Consider the following 19903-nt stretch of genomic DNA (forward strand, 5'->3'; position numbering starts at 1 on the left):
AAGATTTGGAGGTTCTAATGGCAAAAATGACGGTTCTGAAATATCCAGACGAACGGTTACGCAAAGTCGCACAGCCGATTGACAAAGTGGATGACAGCATCCGCTCGGTTATCGATGATATGTTCGAAACTATGTATGAAGAGCAAGGCGTTGGCCTTGCCGCAACTCAGGTCGATGTGCACAAGCGTTTGTTTGTTGCTGACTGCAGCGAAGATCAGAACGAACCGCTGGTGTTTATTAACCCGGAGATAACCGAAGCCGAAGGTCATTTCAAGAATGACGAAGGTTGCCTGTCGTTTCCCGGCGTTTATGCAAAAGTAGAACGTGCGGAAAAAATTACGGTTACGGCTTTAGATAAAAACGGTGAACGTTTCAGTCGTTCGGCAGAAGGCCTTTTAGCTATTTGTATTCAGCACGAAATTGATCACTTAGAGGGTAAACTCTTTGTCGATTATTTATCGCCACTGAAACGCGAGCGTATTCGTAAGAAATTAGAGAAAGAACAGCGTTTGGCTGAAAAGTATGCGGCGGAAGCACAGTAATGCGGATAGTCTTTGCAGGCACGCCCGATTTTGCCGCACAACACTTACAGCAATTGCTTGATAAATCTCATCAGATAGTCGGTGTTTACACCCAACCCGACCGCCCTGCTGGACGCGGCAAAAAGCCGCAACCGAGCGCCGTTAAGAAACTGGCAGTTGAACACCAACTACCCGTTTACCAGCCAGAGTCGTTAAAATCGGAAGAAGCTCAGTCGGCTTTAGCAGAGCTCAAACCCGATGTAATGGTCGTTGTTGCTTATGGTTTATTGCTGCCGCAAGCCGTGTTGGATATCCCGGCCAAAGGTTGTCTGAATGTTCATGGCTCTTTATTGCCTAGGTGGCGAGGTGCAGCTCCTATTCAACGCGCCATATGGGCGGGAGATTCCGAGTCAGGCGTTTGCATTATGCAGATGGAAGCCGGTCTGGATACAGGTCCGGTACTGCATGAAGAACGATGCGCTATTAGCCCGCAGGAGACCTCCGCTTCGCTTTATCATAAACTTGAAAGCCTTGGTCCAAAAGCGTTAATCACAGTATTAGCTGACCTTGAAAGTTATCAACGCCAGGCCAAACCGCAAAGTGACAGCGAAGCCACCTATGCAAAAAAGCTGACTAAGCAGGAAGGCAAAATAGACTGGACGCAACCAGCCGCATTTATTGAACGCTGCGTAAGGGCATTTAACCCCTGGCCCATGAGCTGGTGTCAGTCAGACAATTTAAAGGCTCAGCAGAATACGATTAAAATTCATGCTGCTGAATTAGTTCAGGGTGCCAGTAACAAAAGGCCCGGAACTATTATTAGCAGCACGCACGAAGGCATAGACATTGTCACTGGCGATGGCCTTTTGCGTATTACCCAGGCACAAATGCCGGGCAAAAAAGTGCAGCCTGCCAGTACGCTGGTTAACGGTTACAGCAGCGTATTTAGCCCCGGACTGGAATTACTATGAGTCAGCAGAAGAAATCCGAAGGCAGCGGTCACGGTGCACAAAGCCGGGCGGCGGCTGCGAGTGCCCTGTTTCAGGTTTTAGAAAAAGGCGAGTCGCTTTCGGCGGCCCTGCCTTATGCAACCAGCAAATTACCCGACGCAGATAAACGTCTTGCCAGTGCGATTAGTTACGGTGTTTTGCGCGTTCTGCCCAGCCTTAATCGCTTGGTTGGCGCAAAATTGGATAAGCCCCTCAAAGGTAAGTTAAAAGTATTGCATTACCTGTTACTGGTTGGTGCCTATCAATTGTATTGCCAACGAATTAAAGATCACGCTGCCGTAAGTGCAACCGTAGAAGCCGCTCGTATACTGGGTAAAAGAAACCATAAAGGCTTAGTGAATGGTATACTGCGTCAGTTATTGCGCGAAGCTCCTTCAGCCGATGACTCACACCAACGTGAGTTACCCTGTGATTCAATGCAGAATCATCCTCGCTGGTTATTTGATGCCATTAACAATGACCACCCCGAGCATGCCGATAACATTCTGGCGGAAAACAACACTCACCCGCCTATGTGGTTACGTGTGAATGAGCGATTTTCCACTCGCGATGACTATTTACGGCAGCTTGAGGATAGCGGCATTGCAGCTGAGGCTGATGCCAGCGCAAGCAATGCAATTCAATTGCACTCTCCCTGCCCGGTAGAGAAACTCCCCGGCTTTGCCCGTGGCCATGTGTCTGTACAGGACAGATCCGCACAGCTGGCAGCAGACTTTCTAAATGTAGATGCTGCGCATCGTGTACTCGACTGCTGCGCCGCTCCCGGCGGTAAGTTACTCCATTTATTGGAACGGCACAGCTTTGAACAACCGGTTCAGGCTATTGATATCGACCCCAAGCGCCTTGAGCGAGTGGATGAAAACCTAGAGCGTGCTGGTTTAAGCGCTGTTATTCACTGTGCAGATGTCGCCACGACCAATGACTGGTGGGACGGCGAGCAATTCGACCGCATACTGCTGGATGCCCCCTGCTCCGCAACCGGTGTGATACGCCGACACCCGGATATTAAATGGTTACGCCGCGCTGAAGACATCAGCGAACTGGCAAAGTTACAGAAGCAGATACTCAGCTCACTTTGGCCACTACTTAAGCCAGACGGAGAACTGCTGTATGCAACCTGCTCTATTCTGCGTCAGGAAAACCAAACTCAAATTGAGTCTTTTCTACAGCAGCAATCTGGTGCTAGTCTGATACCTATAACAGCAGAGCATGACACACTGCAATTGCTTCCCGGACAATATGCCGGGGATGGTTTCTTTTACGCGAGACTGAAGAAAGCCCAATGAAAATAATCATACTCGGTGTTGGCCAGGTCGGCGGCACATTGGCAGAAAACCTGGTTGGTGAGCGCAACGACATCACCATAGTTGATACCAATAACGACTTACTGGACGACTTGCAGGACAAATATGACTTGCGCGTTGTCGTCGGTAACGGCGCTCATCCGGACGTATTGCGTAAAGCTGGTGCAGACGACGCAGATTTGCTGATTGCCGTAACCAGTAGCGATGAAACCAATATGATTGCCTGTCAGGTCGCTTATTCCATTTTTAATACACCGAAAAAGATAGCCCGAATCCGCTCCGAAGAGTATATCCGTTATAAAGATCAGCTATTTCATAACCAGGACGCGCCGGTCGATCACATCATTTCTCCGGAACAGTTAGTTACTAACTACATCAGACGATTAATTGATTACCCCGGCGCTTTGCAGGTTATGGAGTTTGCTAACGGCAGAGCCAGTCTGGTCGCCGTAAAAGCGTATTATGGTGGGAAACTCGTTGGACACGCAATTTCTACTCTGCGAGAGCACATCCCCAATATCGACACTCGAGTCGCGGCCATTTATCGTCAGGGCAAGCCTATCCGCCCGACAGGAACCACTATTATTGAAGCCGATGACGAAGTCTTCTTTATTGCAGATACTCGTCATATCAGCACGGTAATGCAGGAACTGCAGAAGCTTGAAGACAAATACCGACGCATCATGATTGTCGGTGGTGGCAATATTGGCGCAGGTCTGGCTAAGCAGCTGGAAGTTGACCACAGGGTCAAACTGATAGAGCGATCTGAAGCGCGCGCAGAAGAGTTGTCACAAAGCCTTGAGCATACATTAATTTTCCGCGGTGACGCCTCCGATCAAAAACTGCTGGAAGAAGAGCACGTTGAGGATATTGATGTTTTCATTGCGGTAACCAACGACGACGAAGCAAACATCATGTCGGCTATGTTGGCTAAGCGCATGGGAGCCCGCAAAACCATGGTACTGATTCAGCGCAGTGCTTACGTTGACCTGGTTCAGGGCGGGGAAATTGATATTGCTATATCGCCACAACGCGCCACAGTTTCAGCCTTACTCACCCACGTACGCCGTGGGGATATTGTAAACGTCTACTCGCTGCGTAAAGGCGCTGCTGAAGCCATCGAAGCCATTGCACATGGTGATGAAGACACCTCTAAGGTCGTCGGAAAGGCCATTAAAGACATTAAACTTCCGCCAGGTACCACTATTGGCGCCGTTGTTCGGGGACATGAAGTACTCATGGCGCACAGCGAAACCATTATTCACTCGGACGACCACGTTATTCTGTTCTTGCTGGATAAAAAGTACATTGATCAGGTTGAGAAAGTCTTCCAGCCCAGCGCAATGTTCTTCTAATTAAGAGGCTTTAGCTGAACCCGGCCTCGGGTAGCGGCCTGTAGTTTTTTCTGCAGCGTCTCTACCTCTATGGGTCTTAATAACACAGTCAGCAACACACTCTCTCCGTATTCCGACGATGCAGTTTCAACGCCAGCTTCAAATAAAATCGGCTCTACATCGCCCTGGTCGGTATAGGCAAAGTGCAACTGAAACCCTTGTTTGAAAACCCGACGTTCTTTTTCAAGCTCCGCTAACGCAGTGACGGTCGCTTCCGTATAGGCCCTTTGAAGACCACCTGTCCCTAACTTTACGCCGCCAAAGTAGCGCACCACTATTGCCGTAATCTCCCCTACACCACTGCTTTGCAGCGCCATAAGCATAGGCCTTCCAGCCGTTCCGGAAGGCTCTCCGTCATCACTGGAGGCTAAACGTTGACTATTATTCGGAGCAGAAAACACGGAGGCTGAACAGTAGTGCGAAGCTTTTGGCCACCTTCTTTGTACTTCAGTTAAAAATTCAGCGGCACTGGCTTCATTGTCGGTATGCGCAAGGCAGGCGATAAAACGACTGCCTTTTATCTCTATTTCAACTTCAGCTTCAGAGACCGGAATATCGTAATCTTGATCATGCAAGACGGGTAACCTTTTTCACGTAAGCATCCAAAGACGTTTGTCGCGTAAGGTTATCATTTCGTTCCCGATAGATAACAATGTTATCTTCAATCCGCACACCGCCAAATGGGCGAAACTCATCCACCCTTTTCCAATTAATAACGTGCTTATTGCGAGAACCCGCCAGCTTTTGCAGTAAAGGTTCAATAAAGTAAATACCGGGCTCAATGGTATACACCTGGCGCGGCTCGACAGTGCGGGTTGTTTTTAATGTAAGGTGGCCTGTTGGCGACGGTATGGGGGTTCCCCGCTCGTCAGCCTGAGCAGCGCCAACGTCGTGCACTTGCAGTCCTAGCGGGTGGCCCAGGCCATGCGGGAAAAAGACCGTCGTTATGCCGTCTTCAATCATTTGCTCGGGACTGCAACTGACAAAACCAAAGGCAAAAAGCACGTTAGCAATTTGCTCGTGAGCCAACTGATGCAATACAGGAAACTCCATACCGGGCTTCATTTTATCAATAAGCGCTAACGTAATTTGGTCAAGAGCCGCTATCAGCTCTTCATACTCATTATGCTCTGCCGACCAAGTCCGGCTAATATCGGCAGCGTAACCGCAAACTTCCGCGCCGGCATCAACCAACATAGACTTTAACGACACTTGTGGCTTTTTATCCGGTAACCAATGGTGTAAAACACTCGCGTTCTTATTTTGCCCAATAATATGATTGTACGGTACTTCATTCTGCCCTTGCCGTGTCGCCGCCATATAATTCAACAGGCAATCAAACTCGGAGTCGCCTTTAAAAAAGGCCTCTGCCGCTGCAATATGTCCTTCTGCGGCAATATGGTTAGCTTGCGCTAAGCAGGCTATTTCATAGTCTGTTTTGAACAAACGATGATAATGAAAGAAGTGAAGAACCGGGTCTGGGTTGATGTTCTCAAAGCCTAGCGCTTTTGCTACTTCAATATGTTCACCCAGGTAGGCGGCGTTTTTCTTATCATAAGGTAAGAGCTTTTCTATAGCCTCAGGCGAACTGATGTGTTCCACGTGGAACTCTTCTAGCCAGGGTTCACTTTCTAAATTTGCTGTTGTATGCCAAAAGTCCGGAGCATTGAGCAAAACGAGCGTTGGACGGGTCTCGGGTTTTATAATGACCCAGGCATTAGGAAGCTGCGTTTCCGGACACCAAGCCTTGAAATGAGGATTCGCACGAAAAGGATAATTCATGTCATCCAGAAACCAGCGCTTTTGCTGTCCTGAATGTATTGCGAGTAAATCTAAATTTTCTCGTTTGCAGAGTCGCTCCGCACGGGTTTGAAGCTGCTTTATATGGTCAGGAAATAACGGCCACAAATCTGCTGTCGCAGTCATATTGAATCGCCTTATTCAGTCTCAACAATGGTCATATCAACAACTTGCTCAAACAAATTATCCTCGTTACCACCTAACATCCTATAAATTTGTTGGTAACTCAATACCGCTTTTACATAATCTCGGGTTTCATGGTAAGGGATGGTTTCAACCCACTCATCGGCATAAACAGGCTCTTCCGGTAGCCACTCTCTCACACGGTAGTATCCTGCATTATAGCTTGCCGTAGCTAATAGCCAGTTATTCTCAAACCGATGTTTCAGGCGACTCAAGTAATGAGTTCCTAATCGCACATTGACTGACGGGTCATTTAAACGACGCCAACTGTTGTTTTTGGTATCCAGTTGTTTGGCGGTGCCGGGCAGTATTTGCATTAAGCCTCTGGCGCCCGCGCTGGAATAAGCATCATGCCGGAAGTTGCTTTCTCGCCGGGTAATGGCTAAAGCCCAGTTTTCATCTATTCCTGCGGCCTGTGATGCCCTTCCTAATATGTCTTTATAAGCTAATGGGAAACGAATGCCCACGGCGTCAAAATGACCAATTTGCGCTAATGTCCATATGGCTTGATCGTGCCACCCCCACTCGCTGGCAAGATACGCTGCGACCTTTTGCTCTTCACCATCAAGTTGAGTTAATAAGTGATTCCACTCTCTCCTTGCGTCCACCCAGCGCTCAAGCTGAATAAGCTCGTATGCACGCTGGACACTCGGATGGTTTCGAATCTGTTCAAGCTGAACCACACTCACCTCAAGCTTTTCGTGCTCAAGACTAACCGGTTTCTGTAACCTTGCAGAGGCTAGAAAGCCGTAATAATGGCGTTCGTCGGATAAATCTTCGTAGAGTTGCTGAGCAACTAATGCATTCCCGGTAATTTCCTGCGTGCGCGCAAGCCAGTAACGCCACTGGTTCCCTTGCCGAATAGCAACGGGGAGACTTTGAATAGCATCACGCAGACCTTCGTAATCTTTGTCTTTAAGGTAAATAGCTAAACGCCACTGAAGAACTCGCTCATTGAGCGCATTAACCGGAACACGGTCATGCCAGACGCGCGCTTCCGGATGAGACTTCAAACTTAGCGCAACCGCAAACTCTTCTGCTATGCGTTCTTCCTGCGCCTCTGAAAAGGGTAGCTCGGGCTTCAGTTTTTTATAACTGCGCAGGGCAATATTTTCATCTCGCCAAATAAGCTTTGTCAGTGCAAAAGTCGTTATCTGGGCTTCTTTTTCAGGGTAACGTCCCTTAAACCAGGAACCGTCTTCAATGGCCGCCGGTGAATAGCGCACTTTATGATAAAACTCACCCAGATATTGCTGTAACTCCGGTAATAACCCTGTGAGGTAAGGCAGTAACGTTGGGTTACCGCGTTCAGCTGCCATCTTCAGTCTATTCCAAACTTTCTCATCAGTACGTCCGTCAAGGCTTTCCCATTCCTTCAAAATGGGATCACAGGCTGAAGGAAGTGAAAAACCGTGTTCCCAAATAGCATCAACCTGGCGACGGAAAGGCCCGTCCCCCAAACCTTTTTCTCGTTGCGCTTCAATAAACTGACAACGGTGAGTCAAAGTGCCCGGGTGCCGGAAGTCGCGAATAAAGCGTGCATGCTCTTCTTGCCCTGCCAGGTAAGTAAGCCACGGCTGCCTTAGCTGCCAGTCGAGTGGTGTGTTGTCATACTTTTCCAGAAAAGCCAAAACCCGGTCTTCATTAGCCAAATAGCCTACTTGCTCCAGCCTTGTCAGTTCCAGATACGGAACGAGCGGGTAGCCCTCCAGCTTCTGTAATAACTGACGGTATTCATTCAGACGACCACGCTTAGCGGCGTATTCTGCTTTTTTGAATAGCTCACGCTGCTGCTCCCGTTGTTCACTATCAACAGGTTCAGATTGGGCTGCACCACTACTAAACAGCGATAACGCGAAAAACAATGGTGCACTGTAACGTATGATAAACGACTGCTTTTTCATTAATTCAAACGCATGTTTAAATAACCGTTGAAAAATTGGCGTATTCGCGCCAAACTCTCTCTACCTTAACCCAAAGCTATAGCAGAATCAGTTTCTTTATAGCAACAAATTAATGGAAGTCGTGGGAGACCCAAGATGATCTATCAAGGTGAAAGCATTCGGGTCGATTTTATCGAACCAGGTTTCGCAGAATTACAATTTGATGCGAAAGGCTCGGTTAATAAATTCGACCAGGCAACATTAGAAGAATTCAGTGAAGCACTGACAAAATTACAAAACACTGACGATTTACGTGGCGTCATTGTCACCAGCAGCAAATCGACCTTTATTGTAGGCGCTGACATTACTGAGTTCCTGACACTATTCTCTGATCAGGAAAAAACCCGCAGCTGGGTAGCAAAAGCATCACGCGTATTTGACCAATTGGAAGACCTGCCGGTACCCACCGTTGGGGCAGTTAAAGGCTTCGCGTTAGGCGGTGGTTGTGAAGCACTATTAGCCTGTGACTACCGTGTAGCGGACACCACAGCAACCATCGGCCTGCCAGAAGTTAAGCTGGGTCTCATCCCGGGCTTTGGCGGTACCATGCGTTTACCACGCGTTATTGGTCCGGACAACGCTTTAGAGTGGATCACCACAGGTAAAAACAATAAAGCACTTGATGCATTGAGCGTTGGCGCCGTTGATGCCGTTGTTGAGCCAGAGAACCTGACAAAAGCGGCGTTGAATTTAGCGAAAGCTGCCGCTGCCGGAGAGCAAGACTGGAAAGCCAAGCGTCAGCCTAAGTTAGAGCCGTTAAAAGCCAACGACACCGAGTTGATGATGACTCTGGTTACCGCTAAAGGTTTAATTGCAGCCAAAGCCGGTAAACACTACCCGGCACCGCACAAGGCGTTAGAAGCAATTGAAAACGGCGCACGCGAACACCGTGAAGGCGCATTAAAAGCTGAAAACAACGCATTTTTCGATCTGACCCAAACTGAAGCGTGTCAGGCACAGGTTGGTATCTTCCTGGCGGACCAGGCGGTTAAAAGTAAGTCTAAGAAGTACGCCAAAGCAGCAACCAAAGAAATCAAAACAGCGGGTGTTTTAGGCGCAGGCATTATGGGCGGCGGCATCGCTTACCAGTCTGCCCTTAAAGGCGTACCGGCTGTAATGAAAGACATAAAGCAAGACGCTTTAGACTTGGGCATGAAAGAAGCCGGCAAGATCCTGAAAAAAGGCGTAGAGCGCGGTAAAGTCAATAACGAGAAGATGATTAAAATCTTATCTTCTATTACACCTACGCTGCTGAACGATGCCGTTAAAGACGTCGATATTGTTGTTGAAGCCGTTGTTGAAAACCCGAAAGTTAAAGGTTCGGTGCTTGCTGAAATTGAAGGCGTTATCAGTGATGATGCTATTTTAACGTCAAACACCTCGACCATTTCTATTACAGAGCTCGCTAAGAACCTGAAGCGCCCTGAAAAATTCTGCGGGATGCACTTCTTTAACCCGGTACATAAAATGCCGCTGGTTGAGATTATTCGTGGCGAGAAAACTTCAGATGACACTGTTAATGCCGTAGTAGCCTATGCATTGAAACTGGGCAAAACCCCTATCGTTGTTAACGACTGCCCGGGCTTCTTAGTGAACCGCGTATTGTTCCCTTACCTGGCAGGCTTTGCCGGCATGGTTGATGAAGGCGTTGATTTCGTCGGCATCGACAAGGTTATGGAGAAGCAGTTCGGCTGGCCTATGGGTCCTGCGTACTTGAGCGACGTTGTCGGTATCGACACAGCTGATCATTGTACCGTTGTTATGGAAGCAGGCTTCCCGACCCGCATGAAACGCGACGAGTCCAGCGCCATTGCTAAACTGGCAGCTGCTGAGCGTTACGGTCAGAAAAACGGCAAAGGCTTCTATGTTTACGGCACCGACAAAAAAAGTAAGCCAACCAAAGAAGCTGATCCGGCGACTTATGAGTTACTAGGCTGTGAACAAGGCAAAAAACTGGACGCAGACGAAGTCATTGCTCGCTGCATGATCCCAATGGTGAACGAAGTGGTTCGCTGTCTGGAAGAAGACATTGTGGGCTCTGCTGCCGAAGCAGACATGGCGCTGCTTTATGGCTTAGGCTTCCCTCCATTCCGCGGCGGCCCTTTCCGTTATCTGGAAACGCTTGGCATGGACAACTTTATTCAACTGGCGGACAAGTACGCGCACCTGGGTGAAATTTATCAGGTTACCGACGGCATGCGCGAAATGGCTAAAGCCGGTAAATCTTACTTTGACACAACCAGCGCGAAGTAAGGCTTGAGGAGGTTATTAAAATGAAAGACATCGTCATTGTAGATTGTATTCGTACGCCAATGGGGCGTTCAAAAAATGGTGTTTTCCGCCATACTCGTGCCGAAGACCTCTCAGCTGCGCTGATGAAGGGCTTGCTTGAGCGTAACCCGGAAGTTGACCCGGAAGAACTGGAAGACATTTACTGGGGTTGCGTACAGCAAACCTTAGAGCAAGGTTTTAACATTGCGCGTAACTCAGCGTTAATTGCCGGCATTCCACACAAAGTAGCCGGTGTTACCGTTAACCGTCTGTGCGGCTCATCCATGCAGGCATTGCACGACGCTACCCGCGCTATTATGAACGGCGACGGCGAGATCTTTATGGCCGGTGGTGTTGAGCACATGGGTCACGTACCAATGACTCACGGCATCGACTTTCACCCGGGCATGAATAAGTCTGTAGCAAAAGCGTCGGGCAGCATGGGTATGACTGCTGAATTGTTGTCTCGCAAATTCGGTATTACCCGTGAACAACAAGACGAATTCGGCGCGCGCTCTCATAAGAAAGCGCACGAAGCGACAGTTGAAGGCCGCTTTGCTAAAGAGATTTACCCAATTAACGGCCACAATGCCGACGGCGAACTGGTACGCGTGACTGAAGACGAAGTTATTCGTCCGGAAACCACCGCAGAAGGCCTGTCACAGCTTCGCCCGGTGTTTGACCCTGCCAACGGTACGGTAACCGCAGGTACATCGTCAGCCTTGTCTGACGGCGCAGCTGCCATGTTGGTTATGTCTGCTGATAAAGCCAAAGAACTGGGTCTGACGCCACGCGTTAAGATTCGCTCAATGGCCGTTGCAGGCTGCGATCCTTCCATTATGGGTTACGGCCCCGTTCCGGCAACTGAGAAAGCACTGAAACGTGCTGGTGTGTCTATTGACGACATCGACGTTGTTGAACTGAACGAAGCCTTTGCCGCACAGTCACTACCTGTACTTAAAGGTTTAAAACTGTTCGACAAGATGGAAGAGAAAGTGAACCTGAACGGTGGTGCTATCGCATTGGGTCACCCATTAGGCTGCTCTGGCGCACGTATCTCAACGACGCTAATCAACTTAATGGAAGAGAAAAACGCGAAGCTTGGCTTAGCAACCATGTGCATTGGCCTTGGCCAGGGTATTGCTACTGTCTTCGAACGCGTTTAAAAGAAACAGCAAAACTAGGGCGGTGTAACACGACGCTCTCAGTAGAGGAGCCATTTGGTAGCTCCTCCGCTGTTAATTGACGTAGGGTACTCAGAAACTGTCTGCAGCCATGGATGGCTGCAGTCAAGCCCCCAGGGATGGGTTCACGGCGTGTTTCTGAGTACCCTGCGTTAAATAAAAGGAGGAGCTGCCAAATGGCTCCTCTCCCCCTCACCTATTAAGCGCGAAAGTGTTAAACTCTCCGTTAATTTCACTTAATTTATTAACGCTAATGACTCAAATTACCTGCGACAAAGAACTCGATACCCTTGGCCTTAAATGCCCAGAGCCCGTAATGTTAGTTCGTGCGGCTATTCGTAAAATGAAGGTTGGTGAGGTATTGCTGATTATTGCGGATGATCCCGCAACAACCCGGGATATTCCGGGCTTTTGCGAATTTATGGAGCATGAATTATTGAGCTCTGAAACCGAAGAAATGCCTTACCGCTACTGGGTTAGGAAGTCCCACTAAAAGCCTGACATTCAAGTATCAGGCTTTATCTTTATTTAAATACATTTCCCAGAACTCAGCCTGACCCACTTCGCCCAGTTCGTAGGGTTCAAAGCCAAAGTTTTTGTAGGCCTGCTTGGCACGGTCATTGTTTTCCAAAACTTCTAGAGTCAGCTTCACGCAACCACGGAATTCTGCCAGTGTTTTTACTTCTTCCAGAAGTTTACGCGCAACGCCCTGGCCCCGGTATTCTGGTATAACAGCTATGTCATGAATGTTCATTAACGGTTTTGCTGCAAAAGTTGAGAAGCCTTCTACACAGTTTGCAACGCCAACCGGGGTATCACCATCGTAGGCCAGCAAAGAAAAGACATGGTCTCTTTTTGCCATTTCATCTATCAGACTTTCTTTAACTTCATCTGATATACCTTCACCACCACCCATTGGGTCTTTAGCGTAAGCATCCAACATAGCTATAACGGCATTACGGTGTTTGGGATTACTATAATCCGCAAGTGTAATTTCTATCATTCGTCCTTCGCTCATTTTACAACGTAAACTGTTTCATTTGCTCAGCAACAGGCTGGTAGCAATGACAGCTGGTAACATGGTCGTTCACCATACCAACTGCTTCCATAAAAGCATAGCAAATGGTCGGCCCGACAAACTTAAAGCCTTCCTTTTTTAACGCTTTTGCCATGCTTTGGGAAGCCTCTGTTTCTGTAGGAACCTCACTTTGCGTCCGATACACATTAATAATCGGTGAGCCGCCAACAAACGCCCAAAGCCATTGTTCAAACTTAATGCCCTTTGCATCTAACTTTAAAAAGGCTTCGGCGTTAGTGAAAATCGCGTCGATTTTCGCCTTGCTACGAATAATATCACGGTTGCTGTACAACCGTTCGCGATCAACATCACTCATTGCCACAATAGCTTTCGGATCAAAACCCAAAAAGGCTTTTTCGTAGCCCGCTTGTTTGCGCAATATGGTTAACCAGCTAAGACCCGCCTGCTGCCCGTCCAGACACAGTTTGGCGAATAGTTCTATCGGGTCACGTACCGGCCTTCCCCAGACATTGTCGTGATACGCACGGTAATCATCAGCAGATTCACACCAGGAACAACGTTCTGGTTCATTATTTGTCATGCCTTCCCCTATAACCAAGGCGCGTCAGAGGGTATAATCTACGCATATTTTTCGACCATTGGTCAACCACAAATAAAAAAGCAGAGAATGCGTATGTCGAAATACGATGTGAAAACCTTTCAGGGGCTTATTCTTGCTCTTCAGGACTACTGGGCTCAGCAAGGCTGTGCCGTGGTTCAGCCATTAGATATGGAAGTGGGTGCAGGCACTTTTCACCCAATGACGTTTTTACGCTCATTAGGCCCGGAGCCAGCCAGTTTTGCTTATGTTCAGCCTTGCCGCCGCCCTACTGATGGTCGTTATGGCGAGAACCCAAACCGATTACAGCACTACTATCAGTTTCAGGTCATTATGAAGCCTTCACCTAAAGACATTCAGGAACTTTACCTGGGCTCTTTAGAAATGCTTGGCTTTGACACACTGACTCACGACATACGCTTTGTAGAAGACAACTGGGAATCGCCTACTCTGGGCGCCTGGGGTCTGGGCTGGGAAGTCTGGCTTAACGGTATGGAAGTCACTCAATTTACTTACTTCCAGCAAGTCGGTGGTTTAGAGTGCCGCCCCGTGGCCGGAGAAATTACCTACGGCCTGGAGCGTTTGGCCATGTACATTCAGGGTGTGGACAGCATTTATGACCTGGTCTGGACAGACGGGCCACGCGGAAAAATTTTGTACCGCGATGTATTTCATCAAAACGAAGTTGAGCAATCGACTTACAACTTTGAATACGCTGACGTTGATGTGCTTTTCCGTCGCTTCGACGACTGTGAAAAAGAATGCGAACTGCTCATAGAAAAATCTTTAGCTTTGCCTGCGTATGAGCAAGTGATGCGAGCGTCTCACGCGTTTAACCTGCTGGATGCCCGACATGCTATCTCTGTGACCGAAAGGCAGCGCTACATACTTCGTGTCAGAACCATGGCAAAAGCCGTTGCCGAAGTTTATTACCAGGCGCGCGAAGCTCTGGGCTTCCCTTTAGCCGACAATAAAAACAACCCAGCAGCGAACTAAGGAGAGCCAAGCCGTGCAAAAAGAAAACTTATTAATTGAGCTAGGTACCGAAGAGCTGCCTCCAAAAGCCTTAAAGTCACTGCGCGACAGCTTAAAGTCGGGTATTGAGTCTGGTTTAAAAAGCGCTGAATTGAGTTTTGATAGTATTGAAGCTTATGCCACTCCTCGTCGATTAGCTGTGCTGGTTAAACAGGTTGAGACCGAGCAGCAGGATAAAGAAGTAGAGAAACGCGGTCCCGCTGTTAATGTGGCTTTTGATGATTCAGGTAATCCGACAAAAGCCGCCGAAGGCTGGGCTCGTTCTAATGGTATTACCGTTGAGCAGGCTGACCGTCTAAAGACAGACAAGGGCGAATGGCTGCTGCATAAGGCAACAGTAAAAGGCCAGGCGCTCGCTGAATTAGTTCAGGGTATGCTGGAAGCCGCCATTAAAACACTACCTATTCCTAAGCCTATGCGCTGGGGTGACAGCACCGCACAGTTCATTCGCCCGGTTCATACACTGACCGTTATGCTGGGTAGCGAGCTCATCGAATCTGAAATTCTGGAAACTAAGAGCGCTCGTTTTATTCAGGGTCATCGTTTTCATTCTCCTGAAGGTTTTGAGCTTGATCATGTCGACAACTACCTTGAAAAGCTGCGTCAAGCGAAAGTAACCGCTAACTTCGAAGAGCGTATTGAGACAATTCAATCGGAGATCTCACGTCTTGCTTCGGAACTCGGCGGCCAGGTTATTCAGGATGACGAGTTAGTTGAGGAAGTTGCTGCACTGGTGGAATGGCCCGTAGCTTTAACCGCAAGTTTCGATCAGGGTTTTCTGGCTGTGCCAAAGGAACCTCTCATTGTCACCATGAAAGACGACCAGCGTTACTTCCCGGTTGAAGATGGTAAAGGTAATTTATTATCTCAATTCATTTTCATCACCAATATTGAAAGTCGCGACCCGCAACAAATTGTTAAAGGTAATGAAAAGGTTGTTCGCCCTCGCCTGGCTGATGCACAGTTTTTCTTTGAGTCCGATAAGAAAAAGACACTGGAGTCTCGCCTTTCAGCACTGGATTCTGTACTTTTCCAGAAGCAACTCGGAAGTATTGGTGACAAAGCACGTCGCATTTCCGTGTTAGCCGGTAAAATTTCCAACCAGTTAAACGCTGACGTAAAAGCTTCACAAAGAGCCGGCCTGCTGTGCAAAGCTGACTTGGTATCCGATATGGTTTCAGAGTTTCCTGAGACTCAAGGTGTTATGGGTAAACACTATGCACTTAACGACGGTGAAAGTGAAACTATCGCACAGGCAATTGAGCAACATTACTGGCCTCGCTTTTCCGGTGATGAATTACCTCAAACCAAAGAGGCCTGTGCCGTCGCATTAGCCGACAAACTGGATACGCTGGTCGGAATATTTGGTATTGGCCAGGTACCCAAAGGGGATCGTGACCCCTTTGCTCTTCGCCGCGCAGCTTTAGGTTTATTACGCACACTGGTGGAGCGCGATCTCGCACTCGATTTAAACAAGTTACTGGCAGCCTCAGTAGAAGGCTTTGGTGACAAGTTATCCAATAAAACAGTAGCTGCCGACGTATTTGAATTCCTGCTTGGCCGCTTCCGCCCTTGGTATCAGGAGCAAGGTATTTCGGTTGATGTTATTCAGTCAGTACTGGCACGATCGCCGTCAAAGCCAACCGACTTCGACCAACGCGTTAAGGCTGTTCAGTCATTTAAATCTCTGGACTCTGCCGAAAGTTTAGCAGCCGCCAATAAGCGCGTTGGGAATATTCTCGCAAAGTCTAAAGAAGAAATATCAGGAAAAGTTGATGAGTCTGTTTTACAAGAAGAGTCCGAAACAGCCCTTTATCGTTTAGTAACGCAAACTGAAAGCGCTATTAAGCCGCTTATTGCTAACGGTGATTATAGTGACGCCCTTACACAGTTATCAGAGCTTAAAGAGCCTGTCGATGCGTTTTTCGAACATGTAATGGTTAATGCGGAAGACGATACAGTTCGTGTGAACCGACTTAACTTACTCTTCAGATTGCGCCAGCTGTTCCTGGAAATAGCAGACATATCTCTTCTTCAGTAAGTCTTTGATTTAAAAAATAAAAAGCCGGTTCATTTTGCATGAGCCGGCTTTTTTTATGCTGATATCTTTTGTCTATTAACTAGACGTCGAGGTTAGCAACCTTAAGCGCGTTAGACTCTATAAATGCTCTACGAGGCTCGACCTCATCACCCATTAAGGTGGTGAATAACTGATCCGCGCCAATAGCATCTTCAATAGTAACCTGAAGCATACGACGGGTTTCAGGGTCCATGGTCGTTTCCCACAGTTGGTCAGGGTTCATTTCTCCCAAACCTTTATAGCGTTGAACATAAAGTCCACGCTTAGACTCATTGATAAGCCATTCAACAGCGTCAACAAAATGGTTAATTGGTTGCTTTTTCTCACCACGGAGAACGTAGCCACCTTCTTCTACCAGCGAGTCGATTTTTTCGCCAAGCGTCACTATCTGTTCATAGTCTTTTGACATTAAGAACTCGTAGTTAAGTGGATAATCGGTATCAACCCCATGCTGACGAATGGTTGTTGTCGGCAACCACATTCTGCGTTCAGTATCTTCATGCAAAGAGACGGTATAGGTTGCTGAATCGACTTCTCTGGCTGTTAGGTCATCGTTTAGTGTCTTGACCCACTTGGCCATATAATCTTTGTCTTTCAACCGTTCATCAGTTAGACGAGGCGCGTAGAACAGGCGCTGCAGAAAACGTTCCGGCATACGACGGCTCAGGCGTTTTATATTTTCCTGTGCCATTTGGTAGCCGTTAACCAGCTCTTCCAGCTTTTCACCCGCAATACCCGGAGCGGTTTCGTTAACGTGTAACGACGCGTTGTCCAACGCCAAACTGGTCAGGTAACGAATCAATGACGGATCGTCTTTAATATAGACTTCTTGCTTACCTTTTTTCACCTTATACAAAGGAGGCTGAGCAATGTAGATGTAACCACGCTCAATAATCTCCGGCATTTGGCGATAGAAGAAGGTCAGCAACAAAGTACGGATGTGAGAACCGTCAACGTCAGCATCCGTCATTATAATAATACGGTGATAACGTGTTTTATCCGGGTTGTACTCGTCACGACCAATACCACAGCCCATTGCTGTGATTAAAGTTCCGACTTCAACCGATGACAGCATTTTATCAAAACGTGCTTTTTCAACGTTAAGGATTTTACCTTTTAGCGGCAGTATCGCTTGGTTTTTGCGATTACGCCCCTGCTTCGCTGAACCGCCTGCAGAGTCACCCTCCACAATGTAGAGTTCAGACAGTGCAGGATCTTTTTCCTGACAATCGGCCAGCTTACCGGGAAGCCCCGCTATATCTAAAGCACCTTTACGGCGAGTCATTTCACGAGCTTTACGAGCCGCTTCACGCGCCCGAGCCGCATCAATAATTTTATTGATGATAAGCTTGGCTTCGCCTGGGTTTTCTAACAGATAATCGGCTAGCTGCTCATTCATTGACTGCTCTACAGCCGACTTCACCTCAGAAGAAACGAGTTTATCTTTTGTCTGAGAAGAAAACTTAGGGTCTGGTACTTTAACTGAAATAATTGCAGTTAAACCTTCACGGGCATCATCACCGGTTGCTGAGGTTTTTGCTTTCTTAGTAAAACCTTCTTTTTCCATATAGGTGTTTAACGTACGAGTTAATGCCGCACGAAAACCTGCCAGGTGAGTACCACCATCACGCTGTGGGATATTATTGGTAAAGCAGTAAATATTTTCCTGGAAGGAATCATTCCACTGCATGCTTACCTCTACACCAATACCGTCTTCTCTTTGAAGCGTAAAGTAGAAAGCCTTTTGATGAATGGGTGTTTTGTTCTGGTTTAAGTAGTTAACAAAAGCGGCAATACCACCTTCGTATTTAAAAACATCTTCACGGTCGTCACGTTCATCTCGCAAGCGTATGCCAACACCCGAATTCAAAAATGAAAGTTCTCTGAGGCGCTTCGCCAAAATATCGTAGTGAAATTCAGTATTCGTGAAGGTTTCGTGACTCGGCCAAAAACGAAGCTCTGTCCCTGTAGTATCGGTTTCACCTACAGGTTTTACGTCACTGTCCGGCTCACCCATATGATAAGTTTGTTCGTAAACCTGCCCTTGTCGACGAATGGTCAACTGCAGCTGTTCAGACAGCGCGTTTACAACGGAGATACCAACGCCGTGCAAACCACCAGACACTTTATAAGAATTGTCGTCAAACTTACCACCAGCGTGCAATACAGTCATAATAACCTGTGCAGCTGAAACGCCCTCTTCTTCGTGTATATCAACGGGAATTCCGCGACCATCATCTTTCACACTTACTGAACCATCAGAATGAATGGTAACCATAATTTCTGAACAATGGCCGGCTAAGGCTTCGTCAATAGAGTTATCGACAACTTCAAAAACCATGTGGTGCAGACCCGTTCCATCATCTGTGTCACCAATGTACATACCTGGGCGTTTACGAACCGCATCCAACCCTTTGAGAACCTTGATACTCGATGAACCGTAATTATTTTCTTCCATAGTATTATCTCGATATCATTCGTTTATTACCCCATGTTCCACGTGGAACATTCGAGGTGATTTTTGAAATTTATCCGACAACTGCTTTCCAGTAATTGCGGTGATAAACACTTGTGCGTCTAGATTTTCTAACTCACGACAAAGTAACGCCTGGTTTCTTGAATCAAGCTCTGACGTTAAATCATCGACCAAATAGATGCAGGGTTGCTTTTTAATTTTTTGATAATGCTTCCCTTGCGCTAATTTCAAAGCGGTTATCGCGGTTTTTAGCTGCCCGCGAGATAAGCGATGCTTTACTTCCACACCATCTGCTATCACTTTGATATCTGCCTTATGTGCCCCAACTGAGGTGAAGCCGTATTTCTTATCTTTCTCTGTATGGCTTTCTAAGGCGTCAAATAAACTTTGGCTAGTATCCCAGCCCGATTTTAATCGAACCTCCATTGTAACATCGGAGAGAAAAGATTTCGCTAGTTCTTGTATATAATCATTAAGTTCTTCTAGGTATTTTTCGCGACTTTTACTAATGCGTTCACCATAATAGGCCAACTGCTCTTTCCAATATTTGTCTTCCCGCACGGGAAGCGAGCGTTGTTTGAGTAAACTGTTTCTTTGTTTAAGCAATTGGGTGTAAGCAACCCAGTCCGAATAAAAAGAATGTTCCACGTGGAACACTCCCCAATCAATAAACTGTCTTCTCTGACCAGGACCCTCTAAAAGAATATCTACAGACTCAGGGGTTAACAACTGTACCGGCACTAAACGGGCAACATCTGACATCCGCTGAACATTCGCACCATTTAATCTTAACGACTGCTCACCATCACCGCTGCGTCGAACGCCAATAGAGTAATCTTTAGAGCGACAAAATACGGTAAAGCCGCTATTACCCTCTTTAATTAACTGACGAAAACCGCCAGGACGAAAAGAACGACCGAAACCGAGTAAATAAATAGCTTCAAGCAGGCTCGTTTTACCGGAACCGTTGTCTCCAGTAATTAGGTTAATTTGGGGACTGGGGGACAAAGCCACTTCCGAAAAATTTCTGAAGTGGCTTAAATTCAATGTCTCAATGAACATTTA

At 47.4% G+C, this 19903-nt stretch carries 16 protein-coding genes; 9 read left to right on the forward strand and 7 right to left on the reverse strand.

Annotated elements, in window-relative coordinates:
• The first annotated feature begins 17 nt into the window (after window positions 1-17).
• The 4 genes from def to trkA are packed head-to-tail and all read left to right on the forward strand — an operon-like array spanning window position 18 to window position 4190.
• Window positions 18-542, forward strand: coding sequence for a peptide deformylase (gene def, locus ACP7FG_RS06035; RefSeq protein ID WP_054488917.1), 525 nt, complete (start codon window positions 18-20; stop codon window positions 540-542).
• Window positions 542-1492 carry a methionyl-tRNA formyltransferase gene (fmt, locus tag ACP7FG_RS06040; protein WP_439225855.1) on the forward strand — a complete coding sequence of 317 codons (951 nt, stop codon included), beginning with the start codon at window positions 542-544 and terminating at the stop codon, window positions 1490-1492. Before def ends, fmt begins: the two co-directional genes overlap by 1 nt.
• Entirely contained in the window at window positions 1489-2817 is a 1329-nt protein-coding gene (gene rsmB / locus ACP7FG_RS06045; protein ID WP_439225856.1) for a 16S rRNA (cytosine(967)-C(5))-methyltransferase RsmB, read from the forward strand. The genes fmt and rsmB overlap by 4 nt, the downstream gene beginning before the upstream one ends.
• Window positions 2814-4190, forward strand: a complete 1377-nt coding sequence (gene trkA / locus ACP7FG_RS06050) for a Trk system potassium transporter TrkA (RefSeq protein WP_439225857.1) — start codon at window positions 2814-2816, stop codon at window positions 4188-4190. Before rsmB ends, trkA begins: the two co-directional genes overlap by 4 nt.
• Here the strand turns inward: trkA and ACP7FG_RS06055 are convergent.
• The 3 genes from ACP7FG_RS06055 to ACP7FG_RS06065 are packed head-to-tail and all read right to left on the reverse strand — an operon-like array spanning window position 4187 to window position 8116.
• On the reverse strand, window positions 4187-4804 hold the full coding sequence (locus ACP7FG_RS06055) for a YigZ family protein (RefSeq protein WP_439225858.1): 618 nt from the start codon (window positions 4802-4804) through the stop codon (window positions 4187-4189). The two genes, trkA and ACP7FG_RS06055, sit on opposite strands and share 4 nt — an antisense overlap.
• Entirely contained in the window at window positions 4797-6155 is a 1359-nt protein-coding gene (gene pepQ, locus ACP7FG_RS06060) for a Xaa-Pro dipeptidase (protein ID WP_439225859.1), read from the reverse strand. The genes ACP7FG_RS06055 and pepQ overlap by 8 nt, the downstream gene beginning before the upstream one ends.
• An 11-nt stretch (window positions 6156-6166) precedes the next feature.
• Window positions 6167-8116, reverse strand: coding sequence for a transglycosylase SLT domain-containing protein (locus tag ACP7FG_RS06065; RefSeq protein ID WP_271332029.1), 1950 nt, complete (start codon window positions 8114-8116; stop codon window positions 6167-6169).
• Between the two features lie 135 nt (window positions 8117-8251).
• Between ACP7FG_RS06065 and fadB the strand changes: the two genes are divergently transcribed.
• From fadB to tusA, 3 genes are all read left to right on the forward strand, one after another.
• On the forward strand, window positions 8252-10408 hold the full coding sequence (gene fadB / locus ACP7FG_RS06070; protein WP_439225860.1) for a fatty acid oxidation complex subunit alpha FadB: 2157 nt from the start codon (window positions 8252-8254) through the stop codon (window positions 10406-10408).
• Window positions 10409-10428: 20 nt separating this feature from the next.
• Entirely contained in the window at window positions 10429-11592 is a 1164-nt protein-coding gene (gene fadA, locus ACP7FG_RS06075) for an acetyl-CoA C-acyltransferase FadA (RefSeq protein WP_053954106.1), read from the forward strand.
• Window positions 11593-11863: 271 nt separating this feature from the next.
• Window positions 11864-12103 (forward strand): sulfurtransferase TusA, encoded by a 240-nt coding sequence (gene tusA, locus ACP7FG_RS06080; protein ID WP_439225875.1) that lies wholly within the window; start codon window positions 11864-11866, stop codon window positions 12101-12103.
• A gap of 18 nt (window positions 12104-12121) precedes the next feature.
• On the opposite strand, the gene ACP7FG_RS06085 is transcribed toward tusA, so the two are convergent.
• Window positions 12122-12613, reverse strand: a complete 492-nt coding sequence (locus tag ACP7FG_RS06085; RefSeq protein WP_271332027.1) for a GNAT family N-acetyltransferase — start codon at window positions 12611-12613, stop codon at window positions 12122-12124.
• A 16-nt stretch (window positions 12614-12629) separates the two neighbouring features.
• Window positions 12630-13229, reverse strand: a complete 600-nt coding sequence (locus ACP7FG_RS06090) for a DNA-3-methyladenine glycosylase I (protein WP_439225861.1) — start codon at window positions 13227-13229, stop codon at window positions 12630-12632.
• A gap of 93 nt (window positions 13230-13322) precedes the next feature.
• On the opposite strand from ACP7FG_RS06090, the gene glyQ reads away from it, so the two are divergent.
• Together glyQ and glyS are read left to right on the forward strand one after the other, a co-directional pair.
• On the forward strand, window positions 13323-14243 hold the full coding sequence (gene glyQ, locus ACP7FG_RS06095; protein WP_054489076.1) for a glycine--tRNA ligase subunit alpha: 921 nt from the start codon (window positions 13323-13325) through the stop codon (window positions 14241-14243).
• Window positions 14244-14256: 13 nt separating this feature from the next.
• Window positions 14257-16323: a glycine--tRNA ligase subunit beta gene (gene glyS / locus ACP7FG_RS06100; RefSeq protein WP_439225862.1), complete on the forward strand. Its 2067-nt coding sequence runs from the start codon at window positions 14257-14259 to the stop codon at window positions 16321-16323.
• 79 nt (window positions 16324-16402) lie between these two features.
• Here the strand turns inward: glyS and gyrB are convergent, their stop codons facing one another.
• Both gyrB and recF read right to left on the reverse strand, forming a co-directional pair.
• The gene (gene gyrB, locus ACP7FG_RS06105; RefSeq protein ID WP_439225863.1) at window positions 16403-18820 is read right to left on the reverse strand and encodes a DNA topoisomerase (ATP-hydrolyzing) subunit B; all 2418 of its coding nucleotides are present in this window, start codon (window positions 18818-18820) and stop codon (window positions 16403-16405) included.
• Between the two features lie 15 nt (window positions 18821-18835).
• Window positions 18836-19900 (reverse strand): DNA replication/repair protein RecF, encoded by a 1065-nt coding sequence (gene recF / locus ACP7FG_RS06110; RefSeq protein ID WP_199493924.1) that lies wholly within the window; start codon window positions 19898-19900, stop codon window positions 18836-18838.
• Window positions 19901-19903 lie beyond the last annotated feature (3 nt).

This window comes from Idiomarina sp. ST10R2A5 (assembly GCF_051842325.1).
GTDB classification, from domain to species: domain Bacteria; phylum Pseudomonadota; class Gammaproteobacteria; order Enterobacterales; family Alteromonadaceae; genus Idiomarina; species Idiomarina abyssalis.

Excerpts from the sequence above, each read along its gene's own strand:
- def (WP_054488917.1), top strand. The coding sequence starts at position 18 with ATGGCAAAAATGACGGTTCTGAAATATCCAGACGAACGGTTACGCAAA.
- fmt (WP_439225855.1), top strand. The coding sequence starts at position 542 with ATGCGGATAGTCTTTGCAGGCACGCCCGATTTTGCCGCACAACACTTA.
- rsmB (WP_439225856.1), top strand. The coding sequence starts at position 1,489 with ATGAGTCAGCAGAAGAAATCCGAAGGCAGCGGTCACGGTGCACAAAGC.
- trkA (WP_439225857.1), top strand. The coding sequence starts at position 2,814 with ATGAAAATAATCATACTCGGTGTTGGCCAGGTCGGCGGCACATTGGCA.
- pepQ (WP_439225859.1), bottom strand. The coding sequence starts at position 6,155 with ATGACTGCGACAGCAGATTTGTGGCCGTTATTTCCTGACCATATAAAG.
- ACP7FG_RS06065 (WP_271332029.1), bottom strand. The coding sequence starts at position 8,116 with ATGAAAAAGCAGTCGTTTATCATACGTTACAGTGCACCATTGTTTTTC.
- fadB (WP_439225860.1), top strand. The coding sequence starts at position 8,252 with ATGATCTATCAAGGTGAAAGCATTCGGGTCGATTTTATCGAACCAGGT.
- fadA (WP_053954106.1), top strand. The coding sequence starts at position 10,429 with ATGAAAGACATCGTCATTGTAGATTGTATTCGTACGCCAATGGGGCGT.
- tusA (WP_439225875.1), top strand. The coding sequence starts at position 11,864 with ATGACTCAAATTACCTGCGACAAAGAACTCGATACCCTTGGCCTTAAA.
- ACP7FG_RS06085 (WP_271332027.1), bottom strand. The coding sequence starts at position 12,613 with ATGATAGAAATTACACTTGCGGATTATAGTAATCCCAAACACCGTAAT.
- ACP7FG_RS06090 (WP_439225861.1), bottom strand. The coding sequence starts at position 13,229 with ATGACAAATAATGAACCAGAACGTTGTTCCTGGTGTGAATCTGCTGAT.
- glyQ (WP_054489076.1), top strand. The coding sequence starts at position 13,323 with ATGTCGAAATACGATGTGAAAACCTTTCAGGGGCTTATTCTTGCTCTT.
- gyrB (WP_439225863.1), bottom strand. The coding sequence starts at position 18,820 with ATGGAAGAAAATAATTACGGTTCATCGAGTATCAAGGTTCTCAAAGGG.
- recF (WP_199493924.1), bottom strand. The coding sequence starts at position 19,900 with ATGTTCATTGAGACATTGAATTTAAGCCACTTCAGAAATTTTTCGGAA.